At 65.1% G+C, this 17365-nt stretch carries 18 protein-coding genes; 10 read left to right on the top strand and 8 right to left on the bottom strand.

What is annotated here, in order from left to right; genetic code table 11:
- Together pdxA and rsmA are read left to right on the top strand one after the other, a co-directional pair.
- Positions 1-730 (top strand): 4-hydroxythreonine-4-phosphate dehydrogenase PdxA (pdxA, locus tag EOA32_RS18070; protein WP_128372460.1); only part of this gene is annotated, 730 nt, incomplete at its 5' end.
- Entirely contained in the window at positions 727-1587 is an 861-nt protein-coding gene (gene rsmA / locus EOA32_RS18065; protein WP_128372459.1) for a 16S rRNA (adenine(1518)-N(6)/adenine(1519)-N(6))-dimethyltransferase RsmA, read from the top strand. The genes pdxA and rsmA, both read left to right, overlap by 4 nt.
- A 48-nt stretch (positions 1588-1635) precedes the next feature.
- On the opposite strand, the gene gmk is transcribed toward rsmA, so the two are convergent.
- From gmk to fabD, 8 genes are all read right to left on the bottom strand, one after another.
- On the bottom strand, positions 1636-2310 hold the full coding sequence (gene gmk / locus EOA32_RS18060) for a guanylate kinase (protein WP_067330287.1): 675 nt from the start codon (positions 2308-2310) through the stop codon (positions 1636-1638).
- A 5-nt stretch (positions 2311-2315) separates the two neighbouring features.
- Positions 2316-3206, bottom strand: a complete 891-nt coding sequence (locus EOA32_RS18055; RefSeq protein WP_066995699.1) for a YicC/YloC family endoribonuclease — start codon at positions 3204-3206, stop codon at positions 2316-2318.
- A gap of 155 nt (positions 3207-3361) precedes the next feature.
- Positions 3362-4591 carry an endolytic transglycosylase MltG gene (mltG, locus tag EOA32_RS18050; protein ID WP_128372458.1) on the bottom strand — a complete coding sequence of 410 codons (1230 nt, stop codon included), beginning with the start codon at positions 4589-4591 and terminating at the stop codon, positions 3362-3364.
- A gap of 103 nt (positions 4592-4694) precedes the next feature.
- A complete protein-coding gene (fabF, locus tag EOA32_RS18045) occupies positions 4695-5957 on the bottom strand; it encodes a beta-ketoacyl-ACP synthase II (RefSeq protein WP_095779177.1) in 1263 nt (420 codons plus the stop codon).
- 34 nt (positions 5958-5991) lie between these two features.
- Positions 5992-6228 (bottom strand): acyl carrier protein, encoded by a 237-nt coding sequence (locus tag EOA32_RS18040; protein WP_006203723.1) that lies wholly within the window; start codon positions 6226-6228, stop codon positions 5992-5994.
- Positions 6229-6541: 313 nt separating this feature from the next.
- Positions 6542-7279, bottom strand: a complete 738-nt coding sequence (gene fabG, locus EOA32_RS18035) for a 3-oxoacyl-[acyl-carrier-protein] reductase (protein ID WP_066995690.1) — start codon at positions 7277-7279, stop codon at positions 6542-6544.
- Positions 7280-7352: 73 nt separating this feature from the next.
- Entirely contained in the window at positions 7353-7556 is a 204-nt protein-coding gene (locus EOA32_RS18030) for a ribbon-helix-helix protein, CopG family (protein WP_128372461.1), read from the bottom strand.
- Positions 7557-7584: 28 nt separating this feature from the next.
- A complete protein-coding gene (gene fabD, locus EOA32_RS18025; RefSeq protein WP_128372457.1) occupies positions 7585-8526 on the bottom strand; it encodes an ACP S-malonyltransferase in 942 nt (313 codons plus the stop codon).
- 257 nt (positions 8527-8783) lie between these two features.
- On the opposite strand from fabD, the gene EOA32_RS18020 reads away from it, so the two are divergent.
- From EOA32_RS18020 to EOA32_RS17985, 8 genes are all read left to right on the top strand, one after another.
- Positions 8784-10730 (top strand): LTA synthase family protein, encoded by a 1947-nt coding sequence (locus tag EOA32_RS18020; protein WP_082980493.1) that lies wholly within the window; start codon positions 8784-8786, stop codon positions 10728-10730.
- Between the two features lie 360 nt (positions 10731-11090).
- Positions 11091-11585: a 30S ribosomal protein S6 gene (gene rpsF / locus EOA32_RS18015; RefSeq protein WP_066995640.1), complete on the top strand. Its 495-nt coding sequence runs from the start codon at positions 11091-11093 to the stop codon at positions 11583-11585.
- Positions 11585-11833, top strand: a complete 249-nt coding sequence (rpsR, locus tag EOA32_RS18010) for a 30S ribosomal protein S18 (RefSeq protein ID WP_006203718.1) — start codon at positions 11585-11587, stop codon at positions 11831-11833. Before rpsF ends, rpsR begins: the two co-directional genes overlap by 1 nt.
- 209 nt (positions 11834-12042) lie before the next feature.
- The gene (rplI, locus tag EOA32_RS18005) at positions 12043-12627 is read left to right on the top strand and encodes a 50S ribosomal protein L9 (protein WP_128372456.1); all 585 of its coding nucleotides are present in this window, start codon (positions 12043-12045) and stop codon (positions 12625-12627) included.
- Positions 12628-12857: 230 nt separating this feature from the next.
- Positions 12858-14141 carry a cyclopropane-fatty-acyl-phospholipid synthase family protein gene (locus EOA32_RS18000; protein ID WP_066995637.1) on the top strand — a complete coding sequence of 428 codons (1284 nt, stop codon included), beginning with the start codon at positions 12858-12860 and terminating at the stop codon, positions 14139-14141.
- 71 nt (positions 14142-14212) lie between these two features.
- A complete protein-coding gene (locus tag EOA32_RS17995; protein WP_067330256.1) occupies positions 14213-14536 on the top strand; it encodes a YnfA family protein in 324 nt (107 codons plus the stop codon).
- 1 nt (position 14537) lies between these two features.
- On the top strand, positions 14538-15503 hold the full coding sequence (locus tag EOA32_RS17990; protein WP_128372455.1) for a small ribosomal subunit Rsm22 family protein: 966 nt from the start codon (positions 14538-14540) through the stop codon (positions 15501-15503).
- A gap of 271 nt (positions 15504-15774) precedes the next feature.
- A complete protein-coding gene (locus EOA32_RS17985; protein ID WP_066995631.1) occupies positions 15775-17265 on the top strand; it encodes a replicative DNA helicase in 1491 nt (496 codons plus the stop codon).
- The last annotated feature ends 100 nt before the right edge of the window (positions 17266-17365 follow it).

The following is a 17365-nucleotide window of genomic DNA, read 5'->3' as shown; positions in this document are numbered from 1 at the left end:
CATCGAAGCGATCGACCGCGCCGTCGCCGACTGCCTCGCCGGCCGCGCCGCTGCGGTGGTCACCTGCCCCATCGCCAAGAAGCCGCTCTACGACGCCGGCTTTCGCTTTCCCGGCCACACCGAGTACCTGGCGCATCTGGCCTCGCGCCACACCGGCGCCGAGGTGACGCCGGTGATGCTGCTTGCCGGGCCCGAATTGCGCACGGTTCCGGTCACCATCCACATCGCGCTTGCCGAGGTGCCGAAGGTTCTGACGAGCGAGCTGATCGTGGCCACAGGACGCATCACCGCGGCCGACCTCGAGAGCCGCTTCGGCATCGCGCGGCCCAGGCTCGCCATCGCCGGGCTCAATCCGCATGCCGGCGAAGGCGGCGCGATGGGCGCGGAGGATCTGTCGATCGTGCTGCCTGCCGTCGAGGCGCTTCAGGCCGAGGGCATCGACGCCGTCGGGCCGCTGCCGGCCGACACGATGTTCCATCCGCAGGCACGCGCCGGCTATGACGCAGCCCTTTGCATGTATCACGACCAGGCGCTGATCCCGGCCAAGACGCTGGCCTTCGACGAGGCCGTCAATGTGACGCTCGGCCTGCCCTTCATCCGCACCTCGCCGGACCACGGCACGGCGTTCGACATCGCCGGCAAGGGCATTGCACGCGCCGACAGCCTGATCGCGGCGCTCAGGCTGGCGCGCCGCCTCGCCGACAGCGGCCGCCGGACTGCGGCGACATGAGGCTCGATTTGAGCGGGGGGCGCACGACCATCGACGGATTGCCGCCGCTGCGCGAGGTGATCGAGCGCCACGGTTTGCAGGCGAAGAAGGCGCTCGGCCAGAATTTCCTGCTCGACCTCAATCTGACCAGCAAGATCGCGCGCGCGGCCGGCGACCTCAGCGAGACGACCGTGATCGAGGTCGGGCCCGGCCCCGGCGGGCTGACCCGGGCGCTGCTCTTCAACGGCGCCAAACGCGTGATCGCCATCGAGCGCGACGAGCGCTGTCTGGAAGCGTTGGCGCAGGTGTCCGGCCATTATCCCGGCCGGCTCGAGGTCATTCCCGGCGATGCGCTGAAGACGGATTTTGCCGCGCTTGCCGGCACGACGGGCGGCAGCCCGGTGAAGATCGCCGCCAACCTGCCCTACAACATCGGCACGGAGCTTCTGATCCGCTGGCTGACGACGGCCGACTGGCCGCCCTTCTATCAATCGATGACGCTGATGTTCCAGCGCGAGGTGGCCGAGCGCATCACAGCAAGCCCGGGCAGCGACGCCTATGGCCGGCTTGGCGTGCTTGCCGGCTGGCGTACCGAGGCAAAGATCGTCTTCGACGTGCCGCCGCAGGCTTTCACTCCGCCGCCGAAGGTCACGTCCTCGGTGGTGCATCTGGTGCCGCGTGCATCTCCCCTGCCCACCGACGGCAAGAGGCTGGGGCGCATCACCGAAGCCGCCTTCGGCCAGCGCCGCAAGATGCTGCGGCAAAGCGTGAAGAGCTTGGGCGGAGAAGCCCTGCTCACCCGCGCCGGCATCGACCCGACGCGCCGGGCCGAGACGCTGAGTGTGGAAGAGTTCGTAAGGTTGACGAACGCGGTGTAGCCTGCCGGCCTGCTTCTCCCCTTGTGGGAGAAGGGGAGGCACTGCCTCTCACTCCGTCGTCTCGTCCAGCAAGCCCGAGATGAAATCGAACAGGCCCGGCCGACGGTCGCGGCGCAGGCGCTCGGCTGTAACGATTGCACGCACCTCGGCAAAGGCGCGGTCGAGATCGTCGTTGACGATGACGAAGTCATATTCCTTCCAGTGCTCGATCTCGACGCGGGCATTCTTCAGCCTGGTCTCGATGACCTGCTCCTGGTCCTCGGCGCGGCGCTTCAGGCGCGCCTTCAACTCCTTCATCGAAGGCGGCAGGATGAAGATCGAGACAATGTCGGCGCGCATCTTCTCCTTGAGCTGCTGGGCGCCCTGCCAGTCGATGTCGAACAGCATGTCGCGGCCTTCGGCAAGCGCTGCCTCGGCCGGCTCGCGCGGCGTCGCATAGAAATTGCCGTGCACCTCGGCCCATTCGAGCAGCGCGTCGGAATCGCGCAACCGTTCGAACTCGCGCATGGTGCGGAAAAGATAGTGGACGCCTTCGATCTCCGAGCCGCGGCGCGGCCTGGTGGTGACGGAGACCGACAGCTCCAGGCTCGAATCGCTTTCCAGAAGATTGCGCGCGATCGTCGACTTGCCGGCGCCCGACGGCGACGACAGCACCAGCATCAGCCCGCGGCGGCGGATGCGGGACCCCAGATCCCTGGCGGCCGTAGGCTCCTTGGCAACCATCCCCGTCACTCCAGATTCTGAACCTGCTCGCGAAACTGGTCGACCACCGCCTTGAGCTCCAGCCCGATCGCGGTGACCGCGGCGGCATTCGACTTGGAACACAAGGTATTCGATTCGCGATTGAATTCCTGCGCCAGAAAATCGAGCTTGCGGCCGACGGCGCCGCCGCTGGAAAGCAGCGTGCGGCCTGATGCGACATGCGTCTTCAGCCGGTCGATCTCCTCGCGGATATCGGCCTTGGTGGCGAGGAAGGCCGCTTCCTGATGCAGACGGACCGCGTCGAGATTGGCCGACGCATCCATCAGCAGCCGGACCTGTTCGGTGATGCGCTCGCGGATCGCCGCCGGCTCGCGCGACGGGTCGGCCTCGGCCTTCAGCGTCAGCGCCTCGATGGCGTCGATATGGCCGGACAACAACTTGCGCAGCGCGGCACCTTCGCTCTGCCTTGCCTGCTCCAATCCGGCCAGCGCCATGTCCAGCGCCGACAGGATCGTCGCGTCGAGGGCGGCGCGCTCCTCCTCGGTCTCGACCGTCTCCAGGATGTCGAGCACGCCGCGCAGCGCCAGCAGACCGTCAGCCGTCGCCGGCGCGGTGCCGAACTGCTCCTGGAGGCGCTTGGCCAGTCCCGCCAGGTCCTTCAGGAACGCCTCGTTGACCACCGGCTGCGCCTGCTGGGCGGCGGCGCGCGCGACAGTCAGCGTTGCCTGGAAATTGCCGCGCGCGAAGCGCTTCTGCACGGTCTGCCTTACAGCGGGCTCCAGCCGGTCGAAACCCTGCGGCAGCCTCAGCCTGACCTCGACGCTCTTGCCGTTGACCGATTTGACTTCCCAGGCGATCGACGTGCCGTCGAGCTCAGCGACGGCTCGCGCGAAACCGGTCATGCTCTGCACGTTCATGATGCGTGTCACCCCTTGACGCAGGCCCGGCGCGATGGCCCGAGCATGCGCCCCTAGCAAGACGCCGGACCTCTGGCCAGCGTCGGATGTCCCCTCAAAACATGAATACGGCCCGGCGTCAAAGGAGGCGGGCCAGATCCGGCAATCACCGCGGCCTACTGGGCCGCGTCGCCATTCTCGCCGCTGGCGCCTGCACTTGCACCGTCGTCGGGAGCGGCCGGCGCCGTCGTCTGGCCGGAGGCCTTGGCCGCCGCATCGGCCTGCTTCTTCTGCACCGCCCGATAGCGGGCGACGTTCTGGTTGTGCTCTTCCAGCGTCGCGGCAAAGACATGGCCGCCATTGCCATCGGCGACGAAATAAAAGTCGTCGGTCTTCGACGGATTGGCCACCGCCTCGAGTGCGGCGCGGCCCGGATTGGCGATCGGCGTCGGCGGCAGGCCCTTGATCAGATAGGTGTTATACGGCGTCTGCTTCTCGATGTCGGACTGATAGATCGGCCTGTCGGCCGGTTTGCCCTTGCCGCCGAACAGGCCGTAGATGATGGTCGGATCCGACTGCAGCCGCATGCCCTTGGCGAGCCGGTTGAGGAAGACCGCGGCCACGCGCGAGCGCTCGTCGCCCCTGCCCGTCTCCTTCTCGACGATCGAGGCCAGGATGACGAAGTCCTCCATATTGGCGATCGGCAGGTCGGGCGCGCGATGCGCCCAGACGTCCTCGACCAGCTTCTTTTGGTCGGCGACCAGCTTTTCGACCATCTGCTGCCGGGTGGCGCCCCGCGTGAAGCGCAGCGTGTCGGTCGCGATGCTGCCCTCGGGCGGCATGGCCGCCGGCATGTCGCCGGTCAGCGCCTCCTGCTCGGCCACGCGCTGCAGCGCCTGCTCAACCGTGAGCCCCTCTGGGATGGTCAGCGAATACATCACCGACTTGCCGCTCTTGAACAGCTCCATGATGTCGCGCATCGAGGCACGCGGCTTGATGGCGTATTCGCCGGCCTTCAGCGCGGAATCGTTGCCGGTGGCACGCACCCCCAGCCTGAAGATGCGCGCATCGCTGACCAGGCCGCGCCGCTCCAGCTGGTCGGCGATCTCCTGAACGCCGGCGTTCGGCTTGACCATGAAGGTGTCGCCATTGGCGGACGGGCCCGGCTCAATGAAGGCCTGCATGCCGAAATAGAGTGCGGCACCCGAGGCAAGCACGACCAGGATGACCAACGAAAGGAAGAAATTCAGAAATACGACGACCTGGCTGCGCGACGCGCGCGAGCGTTTCGACGGCGGCGGCGTGCCAGCCTCGGGGCGCAGCGCCTCGGCGGCTGTCTTGGGCACGATCGGTCCTTGCGCCTGACGCTGTCCGAATTCTCCACCGCCGCCCGGATTTGTATTCATGGCGCCCTACCGTCTGATCTTGCAACGAATCCCCTAGCCGAAGTGTAGGGGCAAATTTGGCAAAAATGACGGCAGGCGGCGGACCTGCCGGTATGCTGAATGTTCAGCCATCGTAACGTTGGAAGACGAGCGAGGCGTTGGTGCCGCCGAAGCCGAAGGAGTTCGACAGCGCCACATCGATCTGGCGCTGGCGCGGCTTGTTCGGCACGAGATCGATCGCCGTCTCGCGTTCCGGATTGTCGAGGTTGATGGTGGCGGGGGCAATGTTGTCGCGGATGGCGAGGATCGAGAAGATCGCTTCCGCGGCGCCCGCAGCGCCCAGCAGATGACCGATCGACGACTTGGTGGACGACATCGAGATCTTGGAAGCGGCATTGCCGACCAGCCGCTCCACGGCACCGAGCTCGATCGTGTCGGCCATGGTCGAGGTGCCGTGCGCATTGATGTAGTCGATGTCGGCGGGCGAGAGCTTCGCCCGATTCAGCGCCGCCGTCATGCAGCGGAAGGCGCCGTCGCCGTCCTCGGCCGGGGCGGTGATGTGATAGGCATCGCCGGTCAGGCCGTAGCCGGTGACCTCGGCATAGATCTTTGCGCCGCGCGCCTTGGCGTGTTCGAGCTCTTCCAGGACGACGACGCCGGCGCCCTCGCCCATGACGAACCCGTCGCGGTCGCGGTCATATGGGCGCGAAGCGATCTCGGGCGCATCGTTGCGCTCGGTGGAGAGCGCGCGGCACGCGGCGAAACCTGCCATCGAAAGCCGGGTGATCGGCGCTTCGGCGCCGCCGGCCACCATGACGTCGGCATCGCCCCAGATGATCAGACGCGCGGCATCGCCGATGGCGTGCGCGCCCGTCGAACAGGCGGTGACGACAGCATGGTTCGGGCCTTTCAGCCCGTGCCGGATGGAAACCTGGCCGGAGACCAGGTTGATGATCTGTCCGGGGATGAAGAACGGGCTGATGCGGCGCGGGCCGCGCTCCTTCAGGATCATCGCGTTCTCGGCGATGCCGTCGATGCCGCCGATGCCCGAACCGATCAGCACGCCGGTGGCGCACTGGTCCTCATGCGTCTCGGGCTTCCAGCCGGAATCGGCCAGCGCCTCGTCGGCCGCCGCGATGCCGTAGAGGATGAAGTCGCCGATCTTGCGCAGTTCCTTCGGCTCGAGCACGGCCTCGGGATTGAAGGTGCCGTTCGAGCCGTCGCCGCGCGGAATGACGTGGGCGATCTTGCAGGCAAGGTCGTCCACCTCGAATTCGGTGATGCGGCAGGCGGCGCTGCGGCCGGAAAGCAGTTCCTTCCAGCTGTGCTCGACACCCATGCCGAACGGCGAAAGCAGGCCAAGGCCCGTGACGACGACTCGCCTCATCGCAGGTCCTCCCCGGCGATACCCGCGGAAAGCCTCAGGCCGAGGCCTTATCGATATACTTCACGGCATCGCCGACAGTCAGGATGGTCTCGGCGGCGTCGTCTGGAATCTCGACGCCGAACTCTTCTTCGAACGCCATCACGAGTTCGACCGTATCGAGGCTGTCCGCGCCCAGATCGTCGATGAAGCTCGCCTGCTCCGTCACTTTGTCGGCATCGACGCCGAGATGCTCGATGACGATCTTCTTGACGCGCTCTGCGGTGTCACTCATTTGGGGCCTCGTCTTACGTTGTGTTGTCTTCGTTAGCGGGCGGAATGCCGCTAATCAAGCTGAAAGATGGTCTTGTGGGAAACGCAACGCCACAGGACCGGTTTTTGCCCGAACCGCCGGGTTGCCGGCCGCATTACACGAAAAACAGCGGGCGTCCAAGCCGAAATGGCTGTTTTCACAGGCGCCCGGAGCTCGGTCGCCCAGATTGTGAGATTCAGCTCAAGCCGAGCCGAAAATGGCGGCTTGCGAGGGCCGGAGCGGAAGCGCAGGAAGCCGCCGTTTGCAGGCCGGCATCACCTGAATCTCAAATACCCTAGATCATCGCCATGCCGCCATTCACGTGGATGGTCTGGCCGGTGACATAAGCCGCCTCATTGGACGCGAGATAGGCGACGGCCGAGGCAACCTCGGCGCTGGTGCCCATGCGCCGGGTGGGAATCGCCGCCATGATGGTTTCTTTCTGCTTGTCGTTGAGCTTGTCGGTCATGGCCGATTCGATGAAACCCGGGGCGACGCAGTTGACGGTGATGTTGCGGGTGGCGATCTCCTGCGCCAGCGACTTGGAAAAGCCGATCATGCCGGCCTTGGAGGCGCAGTAATTGGTCTGGCCGGGATTGCCGGTGACGCCGACCACCGAGGTGATGTTGATGATGCGGCCATGGCGGCGGCGCATCATCGGATGGGTGAGCTCACGAGTGAGACGGAACACGGCGGTCAGGTTCACCTCGAGCACGGAATCCCAGTCGGCGTCCGACATGCGCACGAACAGGCCGTCCTTGGTGATGCCGGCATTGTTGACCAGGATGTCGACGCCTTCGAGATCGGCCTCCGCCTTCTGGCCGAGCGCCTTGACCGCGTCGCGGTTGGTCAGATCCGCCGGGAAGAGCTTTACGCGGTTGCCGAGCTCGCCGGCCAGCGTTTCCAGCTTCTCGACGCGGGTGCCGTGCAGGCCGACGATCGCGCCCTGGCTGTGCAGCACCCTGGCGATCGCCTCGCCGATGCCTCCCGATGCACCGGTGACGAGCGCCTTACGGCCGGTCAGTTCGAACATTGCTTCAACCTCATTCTTCCGGACGCCCCGCGAGCGACCCTCGTTCCGCATTTGTCACGTTGTCCAGGCCATATCAGAAGTTCTCGGCGCTCACGACCGATTCTTCACCAGGCCTGATCCGCTCCAGCACTTCCGCAGCCAGGTAATAGTCCTCGAGATCTTCGAGTCCACGCTCAACGAATTGACGCAGGTATTCGGCTCTGCTTCGACCAGTCATCGCCAAGAGATCGTCGAGGCGATGCTCGAATTCGGGAGAAAGACGGATGGAAGTAAGAATGCCGCACCTGCCGGCAAGAGTTCCCTGTTTATCCTAAAGCAGCCAGCGCCGCCTCGACTTCCGCCGCCGTGCCGATGGCGCCGGTCGCGATATCGCGGTTGACGCGTCGCGCCAAGCCCGACAGCACCTTGCCGGCGCCAACCTCGTAAAGCGTCGCGACACCTTTGGCGCCGAACCATTCCACCGTCTCGCGCCAGCGCACGCGGGCGACGACTTGCTCGACCAAGCGGCGGGCAATCTCATCCGGGTCGCTGGTCGGCGTGACCGAAACATTTGAGACGATGGGAACCACCGGCGCGCTTTTCGCGACCCCGCCCAGCGCCTCGCGCATGATATCGGCGGCCGGCGTCATCAATGCCGAGTGAAAAGGTGCCGAGACCTGCAGCATCAGCGCCCGCTTGGCACCCTTTTCGGTGCAGAGCTTCGCCGCCAGTTCGACGGCCGCCTTGGCGCCGGAAATCACCAATTGGCCACCGCCATTGTCGTTGGCGATCTGACAGACAGAGCCTTGTGCCGCTTCGGCGCAGGCGGCTTCGACATCGGCCTGCTCCAGCCCGATGATGGCGGCCATGGCGCCCTCGCCCGCCGGCACCGCCGCCTGCATGGCGTTGCCGCGGGTGCGCAACAGCCGCGCGGCATCGGCCACGGATACGAAGCCGGCTGCGGCAAGCGCCGAATATTCGCCGAGCGAATGGCCGGCGACATAAGCCACCTTGCCGTTCAACAAAAAACCGCGCGATTCCAGCGCCCTTACGGCCGCCAGCGACACCGCCATGAGCGCCGGCTGGGCATTGGCCGTCAGCGTCAGCGTTTCTTCCGGCCCTTCCCAGATCAGCTTCGACAGTTTCTCGCCGAGCGCCTCATCGACTTCCTCGAAGACATGGCGCGCTTCGGGAAAGGCATCGGCGAGGTCCTTGCCCATGCCGACGGCCTGGCTGCCCTGTCCCGGAAAGGTGAATGCGACGGCCATGTTAGCGTCTCCAGCAGCTGGTTTTTCCCTGCCTCTGGCGCAAGGCGGACGGCCAAGTCAAGCCCGCAAGCGCCAGTTCAGCGACTGTTCCAGCCGGGACAACGGCCGAGTTCCCTGTTCTGAAAGGCTTTTTGGCGATCACACCTGATGAAAACCGCTCACGAATCGTTTGCTGGCTCTTCTTATTTCCGCCACAGGCGCTAGCTTTGTGTGACATTTCGATGACAGTGGCGTGACGCGAGTGGAAGACGCGTGACATGGGCCGGGGAAGCAAAGTGGCTAGGATCAGGAAAGGCGCGGCCAAACCCGCGCCGCAATTTTTGGAAGACGATCCGTCCACCGGCTATCTGCCGGGGCGCAGATGGCCGATTGTCCGCTACGGCCTGGCGACGCTGCTTGCCTCCGCCCTTCTGGTGTTCGCCATCGAATGGATTGTGCGCGGCGACTTCTTCGGCACAGTCGACTTCTTCCTGCAGCCCTTCAAGCCCGGCTGGACCACCATCATCGTTTTTTCGCTGGTGCTGATCGGGCTCGACGCCATACTCGGCCGCAGCCATCAAAGCCTGATGATCGTCGCGCCGGTGACATTGGCATTGGCCTTTGTCGGTCACCAGAAATCGCACTATCTTGGCGATCCGCTCTACCCGACCGATTTCCTCTATGCCCGCCAGATCATGGCGCTGATGCCGCTTCTGGTGCGCGAGCGCCCCTGGACGGCAGTGCTGCTTGCGGCGGCGATCGTCGCCAGCCTCGCGCTGCTCGTCTATGGCTGGCGGCTCTGGCGCCGGCGTGTGCCGATCCTCAGCCGCAAGGGACGGCTGGCGCGCTTGACGCTTGCCGTGCCGCTGCTCGCCTTCTTCGTCTCGATCATGGACTACGCCACCTTCTCGTGGACGCGCGACAGGCTGCAGATCATCCCGATCATGTGGGACCAGAAGGAGAACTATGCCTCCAACGGCTTCGCGCTCGCCTTCGCGCTCAACGTGCCGATGGCGCATGTCTCGGCCCCGCCCGGCTATTCCGAGAAGACGATGGATGCGATCGCGCGTCCCGGGGTTGCCGCCTCGGTGCCCGACCAGAAGCCCGATATCATCGTGGTGATGAGCGAATCCTTCTGGGATCCGACGGAGCTTCCCGGCGTCAGCATCAAGCCCGATCCGATCCCGACGGTGCGCGCGCTGCGCTCGGGCTCGATGTTCTCGCCGGAATTCGGCGGCATGACCGCCAATATCGAGTTCGAGGCGCTGACCGGCTTCTCCAACGCCTTCCTGCCGGCGGGCTCGATTCCCTATCAGCAATATGTGCGCACGCCGACGCCGTCGCTGGCGACTTTCCTGAAGAGCGAAGGCTATAGGGCGCGCGCCATCCACCCGGGCACCAACTGGTTCTGGAACCGGGGCGCCGTCTACGCCGATTTCGGCTTCAGCGACTTCCGCTCGGAAGAGACGCTGCCGCCGATGGAAAAGCGCGGGCCGCTGGCCTCCGACGCGGCGATGACCGACGAGATCATGCGCGAGGCCGATGCCAGCGAAGAGCCGGTATTCCTGTTCGCGGTCAGCCTGCAGAACCACGGGCCCTACGAGCCCTACCGCTATTACAATCCGACCCATAGCGTCGACGCGCCGATCAGCACCTGGGCGCGGGAATCGCTGCTCTCCTATGCCGAAGGCTCGGCCGACGCCGATCGCGGCCTGCAGCGCCTGATCGACTGGGCGAAGAAGCGCGAGCGGCCGACCATCATCGCCTTCTTCGGCGACCACCTGCCGCCGCTCGGCCCGGTCTATGTCGAGACCGGCTTCCTCAAGGACAATGTCGCGCCGCGCAAGGAGCCGACGCCCGAGGCAGCGCTCGAGCATCACGACACGCCGCTGATCATCTGGTCGAACCGCTCCGGTCCGGTCGAGAATCTGGGCTCGGTGAGCCCCGCCTTCCTGCCCTATCATATCCTTACCACGGCCGGGATCACCCACCCTTATTACACCGGCTTCCTCGGCGCGCTGCGCGAGCACTACCGGGTGGTTGACCGCAACCTTTTGCTGTCGCCCTCCGGCGAGGCGACGCCCGACTGGGCTAGGCAGAAGAAGATCGATCCGAAGATCAACGACTTCCGGCTGATCCAGTACGATATGATGTTCGGCAAGCGCCGGGTCGCGCCCGACTTCTTCCCCGAGACGGTAGTCCCGCTCGTCGCGCATATGAGCTGAGTGGATCGCCTTCCGACGAATGGCCGACCTGCGGCCCGCGGGGTCAGCCAATTCCCGCAAGCGCCGCCAGGCCTGCGACACTGCGGAGCCGCCGGCCCTCTCTCCCGCCCTTGCCTTCCTCACGAATTGATGTATAGACGCCGGCAATCTGCCGGTCCTTGCTGGGGGCTGAACGGAGGGCCGTGGCCTTAGAGGGCCGCGTCATGAAGCCAGAAGCGCTTTGGGCCTCCCGTGTCTCCGCTCTCGACCGTCTCGTGATGCTCCTTTCTTCCCCGCGCGCCTTTGCGACCGGGTCAGACAAGTTGCAGAGGCTTAGCCGCGAGGGCCGGTGAGAGAAACGAAGAAAGGCAGAAAAACATAATGGCTCTTTACGAACATGTGTTTCTTGCCCGGCAGGACCTGTCGCAGCAGCAGGTTGATGCGCTTGTCGAACAGTACAAGGGCGTCATCGCCGCCAATGGCGGATCGGTCGGCCGGATCGAGAACTGGGGACTGAAGTCCCTCACCTACCGGGTCAAGAAGAACCGGAAGGCTTACTACACGCTGATGGACATCAACTGCCCGCCGGCCGCGCTCAACGAAATGGAGCGCCAGATGGGCCTGTCGGAAGACGTGCTGCGCTTCCTCACCATCAAGGTCGAAGCGCATGAGGAAGGCCCCTCGGCGATGATGCAGAAGCGCGAAGAGCGCTCCGAGCGCGGCGGCTTCGGCGACCGCGACCGTGGCGACCGTGGCCCGCGTTCGTTCGGCGATCGCGATCGCGGCGACCGTGGCCCGCGTTCGTTCGGCGACCGTGATGGTGGCGACCGTGGTCCGCGCCGTCCGCGCGAAAACGTTGAAGGGGGTGCAGAATAATGGTCGACATCAACCAGATCCCGACCCGGCGCCCGTTCCATCGCCGCCGCAAGACCTGCCCGTTCTCCGGCGCCAACGCTCCGAAGATCGACTACAAGGACGTGCGTCTGCTGCAGCGCTACATTTCGGAGCGCGGCAAGATCGTGCCGTCGCGCATCACCGCCGTCAGCCAGAAGAAGCAGCGTGAGCTCGCCAAGGCGATCAAGCGCGCCCGCTTCCTCGGCCTGCTGCCCTACGTGGTTCGCTAAGCTATTGATGCGGGCGGCTTGCCGCCCGCTTCGGCCCACGGCGACGGGCGCCGCGATGGGCAGGCTCAAATCCCGAGTTGAGGCCATAAACCTCTAAGTGCCGAAACAGGCAGGACAGCGACACCGGCGAAGACGCCATTTGCTTCCTGACCTGTTCCCAAAGGAATCCGCCGTCATCCGCGATGGCGCCAAACCAAAGGAACGAAACCATGGAAGTCATTCTCCTCGAGCGCATTTCCCGCCTCGGCCAGATGGGCGAAACCGTCAAGGTCAAGGATGGGTTCGCCCGCAACTTCCTGCTGCCGCAGGGCAAGGCGCTGCGCGCCAACGAAGCCAACAAGAAGAAGTTCGAGGGCCAGCGCGCCCAGCTCGAAGCCCGCAACCTCGAGCGCAAGTCGGAGGCTTCGCAGATCGCCGAGAAGCTCGACGGCAAGAGCTTCATCGTCGTGCGCTCGGCCGGCGAAACCGGCCAGCTCTACGGCTCGGTGTCGACCCGCGACATCGCCGAACTGCTGACCGCCGAGGGCTTCTCCGTCAGCCGCAACCAGATCGAGCTCAACCAGCCGATCAAGACCATCGGCCTCTCCAACGTGGCGATCGCGCTGCATCCTGAAGTCGAGGTCACGGTGACGCTCAACGTCGCCCGTTCGGCCGATGAGGCGGAGCGCCAGGCCAAGGGCGAGACGCTGACGACGGCCGAAGCCATCTATGGCGAAGACATCAACGACAACGCCCGGCCGGAGAACTTCTTCGATCCGAACGCCGAATTAGAAGGCGGCGAGGACAACGCCTGATCGACAAGGCGGGAGCCGCGCTCCGGCTCCTCCTGCGTCCAGCGCCGACTGGACCAACGCCCGGGTCTTCGACCCGGGCTTTTTTGTGCCAATAGGAACTTTTCTAATCCCTATATCTTGTTGCAGATTACGGCGTGGCGCGTCGATTGGACGCGGGCGATGCGCTGTGGCACTTTCGATTTGGCATTCGGTCCGACTGCCGGATGGTCCGTCTGAGGGGACATTTGGTCATGAACATCCTGTTGAAACACGTTCTCGAACGGCTGGTGCGGACCGGCGACCTCAAAGTGACCGGGCCGAAAGGCACGACGCATAAGTTCGGCGACGGCAGCGGCGAACCGGTACACATCCACATCAAGACCATGCATGCCGAGCGCGCGATCACCTTCGATCCGATGCTGGCCGTGCCCGAAGCCTATATGGACGGCGAACTGGACATCCCCGAGGGCGGCGTCCTCGGGGTGATGCGGATCGCTTTCCAGAACATGGGCAGCGGCGGCATCGACGTGACCTGGTCGAAGGCCATCGAAGGTCTGCGCCATGCCTTCCGCCGCTTGCAGCAGATCAACACGGCGTCGAGATCGCGTCGCAACGTGCAGCGCCATTACGACCTCTCCGGCGAGCTCTACAAGCTCTTCCTCGACGAGGACATGCAGTATTCCTGCGCCTATTTCGAACAGCCCGACATGACGCTGGACGAAGCGCAGGTCGCCAAGAAGCGCCACATCGCCGCCAAGCTGAGACTCAAAGCCGGCCAGACGGTGCTCGATATCGGCTCCGGCTGGGGCGGCCTCGGGCTTTATCTCGCCAAGGCCTTCGACGTCGACGTGCAGGGCGTGACGCTATCCACCGAGCAGCAGGGCGTCTCCACCGACCGCGCGCATGCGCTGGGCCTGCAGGACCGCGCGCATTTCGACCTCAAGGATTATCGCGCGCTCAACGAACGCTTCGACCGCATCGTCTCGGTCGGCATGTTCGAGCATGTCGGCGTCAACCACTACCGGACTTTCTTCGACAAGGCGGCGACATTGCTCAAGCCCGACGGCGTGATGCTGCTCCACACCATCGGCCGGTCCGGCGTGCCGTGGGCGACCAGCGCCTTCATCCGCAAATACATCTTCCCGGGCGGCTACGTCCCGTCGATGTCGGAAGTGCTGCCGGCGATTGAGAAATCGGGCCTTATCGTCACCGACATCGAGATTCTCAGGCTTCACTACGCCGACACGCTGAAGCATTGGGGCCAGCGCTTTGCCGCCAACCGCGACAAAGCGAAGGCTATCTATGACGAGCGCTTCTGCCGCATGTGGGAGTTCTACCTCGCGGCCTCGGAAGCCGCCTTCCGCTGGCAGGACCTGGTGATCTTCCAGTTCCAGATCGCCAAGAAGAACGACACGCTGCCGATGACGCGCGACTATATGGCCAAATGCGAGAAGGCGCTGGAATTGCGCGACCTCGGCCATCAGGAGCCGGCGACGCCCGCCGTCAAACCGACCCGCCGCAAGAAGGTGGAATAGAACGGCGGCGATTGCCGCTTGCCATTGCGGCCTGACGCCACGAAAAAGGTCTCGTTCGCGAGGCCTTTTTCATGAACTACCTGATCTACATCGCGGCGGCACTTGCCGAGATCGCCGGCTGCTTTTGCTTCTGGGCCTGGTGGCGGCTGGGGAAGTCGCCGCTCTGGCTGGTGCCGGGTCTGGCGTCGCTGGCATTGTTCGGCTTCCTTTTGGCGCTGGTCGACACGAGCGCCGCCGGTCGCGCTTACGCCGCCTATGGCGGCATCTACATTGCCGCTTCGCTCGGCTGGCTTTGGCTGGCCGAGGGCGTGCGCCCCGACCGTTTCGACCTCGCCGGCGCCGCGCTCTCGATCGTCGGCGCCTCGGTGATCCTGCTCGCGCCAAGAGGAGCCTGAATTGGAACTGCCCACCGCGCTCCGGCAAGGCGTCGACAGCCTGCTCGAAAAGGTACCGCTGCCGGCGCTGAAACAGGCCGCGAGAACGCTTTCGGAACGCTATCGCGCCGAGTTGCGTGACGGCCGCCTGCATATGGGCGAAGACATGGCGGTGAAGGCTTACCTGGCGACCAGGCTGCCCGCAACCTATGCCGCCGTTCGCGCTTGCCTGGACGCGCTGGCGGACGCCCGTCCGGATTTCCAGCCGAAAAGCCTGCTCGATATCGGCGCCGGTCCTGGCACCATGCTTTGGGCCACGGCCGATACCTGGCCGGAGCTCGAACGGGCGGTTCTGGTCGAGGCAAGCGCTGCGGTGCGCAAGGTCGGCCAGTCGCTGGCCGCCGGCGCGATCGCTGCCCGCGCGAGCTGGGTAGCCGGCGACGCCACCATCGATCTCGACGGTCTCGACCCGGCGGACTTGATCAGCGTCGCCTATGTGCTCGACGAGATCGCGCCGGCCTCGCTGCCAAAACTCGTCGACCGGCTCTGGCGATTGACGGCCGACACGCTGCTGATCGTCGAGCCCGGCACGCCGGCCGGCTGGCAGCGTATCCTTGCCGCGCGCCGGCAGCTCATCGAGGCCGGCGCGCATGTCTCGGCGCCCTGCCCGCACGAGGCGCCTTGCCCGCTCGCTCCGCCTGACTGGTGCCATTTCTCGCGCCGCGTCGCGCGTTCGCGGCTGCATCGGCTCGCCAAGGACGCCGACGTGCCGTGGGAGGACGAGAAGTTCATCTACCTCGCCGCCTCGCGACTGCCGGCGCCGGCGCGCGCGTCACGCGTGATCGCGCCACCAAAGGGCGGTTCGGGCAAAGTCGTGCTCAAGCTCTGCCAGCCCGACGGCCATGCCGGCGAGCGCCTCTCCAGCAAGCGCGACGGCGAAGTCTTCAAGGCGGCCAGGCGGGCGGACTGGGGCGACACGCTTGGCTGAGCCGCTTGTGATTCAGGGGCGAGGCGACACCGCGCAGACGAGCTTGCCACGACTGACACAGAGCCGGCATCGCATTTTCCTGTTTTGTTCTCGTTCGAGGCCCGCTAGGGTTGCGCACTTCGATTCGAGTCAATGACGATTCTTTCCACGGAAAAATTTCGGTTGTGAATCGCGAGCATCGAAGCCGGTTGGAACCTTACTGTTGCAGATAAGTCAGCACCGATTTTTCCAGTTCTGATATCGAGGAAGCGGGATCGAAATCGGGGACATCATGGCTGAAGCAGCGCGCAAGCTCGGCGTGGCGGAGCAACCGCTCTACCGCGAGGCACCGAACAACATCGAGGCCGAGCAGGCGCTGCTTGGCGCAATTCTGGTCAACAACGACGCCTTCTACCGCGTCTCGGATTTCCTCAAGCCCGCACATTTCTACGAGCCGTTGCACCGCAAGATTTTCGAGGTCGCGGCCGAGCTCATCCGCATGGGCAAGATCGCGACGCCGATCACGCTGAAGACCTTCCTGCCGGCGGAAGAGAAGGTCGGCGACATGACGGTGGCGCAGTATGTCGTGCGGCTCGCCGTCGAGGCAGTCACAGTCGTCAACGCCGCCGATTACGGACGAGCCATCTACGACCTCGCCACGCGCCGGGCGCTGATCACCGTCGGCGAGGACATGGTCAACATCGCCTATGACGCGCCGGTCGATATGTCGCCTTCGGAGCAGATCGAGGACGCCGAGCGGCGCCTGTTCGAGCTCGCGGAGACCGGCCGCTACGACGGCGGCTTCGAGAGCTTCAACGACGCGGTCAAAACCGCCGTCGACATGGCCAACGCCGCCTACATGCGCGACGGCCATCTGTCAGGCATCGCCACGGGCCTGCGCGACCTCGACCGCCGCATGGGCGGCCTGCAGCCTTCCGACCTGATCGTGCTTGCCGGGCGCCCCGGCATGGGCAAGACCTCTCTGGCCACCAACATCGCCTTCAATATCGCCGAGGCCTATCAACCGGCGCAGCAGGCCGACGGCACCTTCAAGGCGGCCAATGGCGGCGTGGTCGGCTTCTTCTCGCTCGAAATGTCGTCGGAACAGCTCGCCACCCGCATCATCTCCGAGCAGACCGAAATCTCGTCATCGAAGATCCGCCGCGGCGAGATCACCGAGATGGATTTCGAGAAGCTGGTCGCCTGTTCGCAGACGATGCAGAAGATCCCGCTGTTCATCGACCAGACCGGCGGCATCTCGATCGCGCAGCTCTCCGCGCGGGCGCGGCGGCTGAAGCGCCAGCGCGGCCTCGACCTCATCGTCATCGACTATATCCAGCTGATGCAGGGCTCGAGCGCGCGCGCCTCGCAGAACCGCGTCCAGGAAATCACCGAGATCACCACGGGCCTGAAAGCTTTAGCCAAGGAGCTCGGCGTGCCGATCATCGCGCTGTCGCAGCTGTCGCGTCAGGTCGAAAGCCGCGACGACAAGCGCCCGCAGCTCTCGGACCTGCGTGAATCCGGTTCGATCGAGCAGGACGCCGACGTGGTGCTGTTCGTCTACCGCGAGGAATACTACCTCAAGAACCGCGAGCCGAAGCTCGGCACCGACGAATACATCAAGTGGGAAAACGAGATGAACGAGGCGCGCGGCAAGGCCGAGTGCATCGTGGCCAAGCAGCGTCACGGACCGACCGGCACCGTCAGCCTCGCCTTCCATGGCGAGTTCACGCGGTTCTCGGACCTGGCCGAGGAGCATCATTTGCCGGAGAGGTTTGAGTAGTTTTTGGCCCACGTCAGCGCTCCGTCACACCCCCCTCTGTCCTGCCGGACATCTCCCCCGCAAGGGGGGAGATGTCCGGCAGGACAGAGGGGGGTGTGAC

It is taken from the genome of Mesorhizobium sp. M1A.F.Ca.ET.072.01.1.1 (assembly GCF_004023325.1).
In the GTDB taxonomy this organism is placed as follows: domain Bacteria; phylum Pseudomonadota; class Alphaproteobacteria; order Rhizobiales; family Rhizobiaceae; genus Mesorhizobium.
This window is presented reverse-complemented; position numbering and strand designations above follow the sequence as displayed.